At 59.8% G+C, this 1,051-nt stretch carries 1 pseudogene; it reads left to right on the forward strand.

Going from position 1 to position 1,051, the window contains the following annotated elements:
- Positions 1-184: 184 nt before the first annotated feature.
- Positions 185-1,005: pseudogene (locus tag EVC45_RS44830) on the forward strand (IS5 family transposase).
- Positions 1,006-1,051 lie beyond the last annotated feature (46 nt).

A 1,051-nucleotide genomic window follows, 5' to 3' on the forward strand; every position in this document is an offset into this window, starting at 1 on the left:
TGCGAGGCCTGGCAACCCCGCTCAGGCGCGTTGCCTGCGCAAACTGATCGGCGCATCCGGATTTCAGCTGGAAATTGCACGCGAAACACTCCTGATCATCGCTTCGGTCCTCATGACGAGGCGCTTTTCAACAGCCTGCTAGAGCGTGTTAGGAACTTCGCGTCAGACCTGGTATCCTGGCGGGATGAAAAAACGCAGGCCCTATCCAACGGATGTATCTGATGAAGAGTGGAACTTCGCTGCTCCGTATCTGACCTTGATAAGCAAAGATGCGCCGCAGCGCCGCTACGAATTGCGCGAGATGTTCAACGCGTTGCGCTGGATCGTGCGCGCGGGCGCGCCGTGGCGTCTGCTGCCCAATGACTTTCCACCGTGGGAGTTGGTCTATCAGCAGACGCAGCGCTGGATTCAGGCAGGCTGTTTCGAAGCCATGGTGAGCGACCTGCGTTCGATCATCCGGGTTGCGCAGGACCGTCGAGGTCAACCCAGCGCGGTGATTCTTGATGGTCGCACGCTGCAGTCGACGTGCGAGAGCGGTCCGCGCGCAGGCTATGACGGGTACAAGCGCAAAAAAGGCAGCAAGGTGCATATGGCGGTGGACACGTTGGGGCAACTGCTCGCGGTACATGTGACGCCGGCCAATGAGCAGGAGCGCGCGCAGGTCGGAGAACTGGCGCGGCAGGTTCAGCAGGCCACGGGCCGGACGGTCAAGGTGGCGTTTGCCGATCAGGGATACACCGGCGACGAGCCCGCGCAAGCGGCACTCGACGAAGGCATTGAGCTTCAGGTCATCAAGCTGCCGGAGGCCAAAAGGGCTTTGTGCTGTTGCCGCGCCGCTGGGTGGTCGAGCGCAGCTTCGGCTGGCTCAACCGTTTCCGCCGACTGGCAAGAGACTACGAGCGGTTGCCTGAAACCTTGGCTGGTCTGCACTTCGTCGTATTCTCCGTGCTTATGCTAGTCCACTTTGCAGCTCTTACTAACCAGTGCATAAGTAAGCGAACATAAATCGACTCCATGGTCTAAGCTTAAAGGGGCTTGGGGAGGGGCATGA

The organism is Paraburkholderia sp. UYCP14C, assembly GCF_004197395.1.
In the GTDB taxonomy this organism is placed as follows: domain Bacteria; phylum Pseudomonadota; class Gammaproteobacteria; order Burkholderiales; family Burkholderiaceae; genus Paraburkholderia.